We start from the raw sequence: 2,419 nt of genomic DNA, 5'->3' as shown, positions 1-2,419 counted from the left end.
ATTTGAAAGCAACCATCACCGATGTTATCAAAATAAGCCTGCTCTGCCGGGGTCGGCTGCACGATGTCGATCGGAAATTTCTGGCTCATCTGAAACGAGAGCGGCAACGGAGCAGGACAGGTCAACCCACCAGCGATCGCACCAGGAGTTTGAACAACCAACATCAAAAAAACTCCCAAGGCAGTAATACCCAAAAACTTAGCATTCTCCAAAATAGTACGGTGGCGAGGCTTCATCCGCAACTTGCCAGCCGCCAACATTGATCGCATAAATTTATCAAACCGCTCTGACCCCATAAACTCCTCAACCATCGCCAAAGTAGCGCAGTGTTTCTCAATGAAAGCGATAGAACGCTCAATATCCAAATGAAGCGACGGAGCGGGAACAGATATAGGCCCGTATTTATAATCTTTGAAAAACTCTATATCCTCACGCTGCCTAGAAAAATTGATTTGACCGCAAACCACACCATTTAAAAATTTAGGCAGCTCTTCAACAGGACAAGCAACCATCTCCTGCATAATCCATTTAGCACGGGTACGCTTAAATTCAATCTCAAGGCGATCGTAATCTGTACCATCAATATTTTTATCATATATCCTCACAAATCGCTCTGACTCACGAGAACCTAAATATACTGTAGTGCCAGGACGATTATTGCCAGAATTAGAAATGCGACGGATAGAGCGATATCCAACCAACAAATTATCACTTAAAAAAACCTCCCAATAACGACGCGACAGTCGAGGAGTCTGAACAGGAAAATCAAGAGCGATATCAATTCTATTAGCGATAAATTCCTCCTCAAACTGACAAAAAGCTAAAAGATCAGCAATCTTCTGAAGGCTAACTCCTGAAAGCGTGGAACCATTAAGATCAACAAAATGCTTGTAAGGTTCATGACTGCCAGCAGCAGGATAACGAGTACCTATCAAACTCCCTTGAAATTCATGAACTTCATGCCAAACTTTATTTAAAGCAAGAATATTGGTATCGCGAGCATCCTGCAATTGCTGCTGCTTGCGTTCAAACGGTAATCCTAAAGTCCGCTGAACTTGTCGGAGCATACTAAAGGGACTAGATACCTGAAATCTCAACCAATCAATTTTAATATTTCGAGGTAAGTGTTCCATATTACTTAAACATTTGAAAGGGCAAATAAAACGAACCTGCAAAACAAACAAAAGCTATCACAGAATTTCTAGGCAAAAATATATTAGTCATCAATGAACTAATAAACCAAAAAATTATGCCAAGAAAAACCCTCCACATTATTTTATACCCATCTTTAGTCTGTTTATCTAATTTATCCCAAATTAAACATTCCCTAGTAATTCTCAAATCTAATTTTTTCAATCCAGGATAACTAGCAGCAGGAAGCATATCCCAGAAAGGAAGTAGCATTTTCTGAAAAATATGAGGACCTGAAAAAGGAATGTTACCAACTAACTTCCAAGCAACAAAAGGATAATTATTGCTAGCTTCATAAATACGCTTTTTCTTAAATCTATCAGCTTTATAATATTGGTCTAGTTTCTGTTCTATCTCATCAAAAGTGTGACCTTCATCAAGTAAATCTTGCGCTGAAAGTTCAAGAGAACAAGCAGAATCTATGATATAAGGCTGATAACCAAAAGTCTTGTCAAGCGATACTTTATCATCCTGTTTTTCTAACAAGCCAAAACTATCATAGATTCTAAAAGTATGAGCATCAAGAGCGCTAATAATTCCTTTCCAATGCTTAGTAGCTAACACCCAAACCTTAACAGGATTTTTGCGAACTTTTGGGTCACGAAACCACACCTCGAACTCACTAGGCATAAACAAGTGACAATCCTTAAAAAGTAAGCGCTCGTTCTCCAATTCTTCACTCCACACAGTCGTACCCTCAGCATACAGAATCTCAGAGCAAATCTGATGAAGCGAGGAATGAACTTGTGTAGGATACTGCGCCGCATACACAATATGCTGACACATTTTACGATTGTTAGCTACTGCATTAAAAGCTTCAGGTGGCAAAGTCCAGGACTGAGCGCTTGGAGCGTATAGACCCATTTCATCCAGTAAAATTACAGCTCTTTGAATTTGAAGGAATTGAGCAAAATTTTTGTTACTGGAGACGTAGTAAATAATGCCTTTAGGTATATTTTCCCAAAGCCATTTTAAATTATTAATTTTGCAGTAATAAGCAAGACAAAGCGGGTCAAGATTGAAGTTAGTGACCAACCGAAGTTTGTATTTTTCAGCAATCCGCAGACCGTGCTGCAACATCAACAAACTCTTGCCCCGACCGGGAAGCCCATAAATAGCAGTAAAAGGCAAAGCAACCTCCTTTAAATTAGAAGGCGATCGCCAAGCAAAGCGATCGCCCTACAACCGAAAATTCTAGACGCGGCTGAGAACCATGTTGAGAACTCTC

2 protein-coding genes are annotated in these 2,419 nt (G+C 39.8%); both read right to left on the bottom strand.

Features of this window, described 5'->3' with window-relative positions:
• The coding region (locus QUB11_RS30995) for a replication initiation factor domain-containing protein (protein ID WP_333392548.1) at positions 1-1,010 on the bottom strand (1,010 nt) is incomplete at its 3' end.
• A gap of 124 nt (positions 1,011-1,134) precedes the next feature.
• On the bottom strand, positions 1,135-2,322 hold the full coding sequence (locus tag QUB11_RS30990; protein WP_333207527.1) for a zonular occludens toxin domain-containing protein: 1,188 nt from the start codon (positions 2,320-2,322) through the stop codon (positions 1,135-1,137).
• Positions 2,323-2,419: the final 97 nt, after the last annotated feature.

Origin of the sequence: Microcoleus sp. B6-A1, from assembly GCF_036705085.1 — a bacterium.
Classification (GTDB): Bacteria; Cyanobacteriota; Cyanobacteriia; order Cyanobacteriales; family Microcoleaceae; genus Microcoleus.
This window is presented reverse-complemented; position numbering and strand designations above follow the sequence as displayed.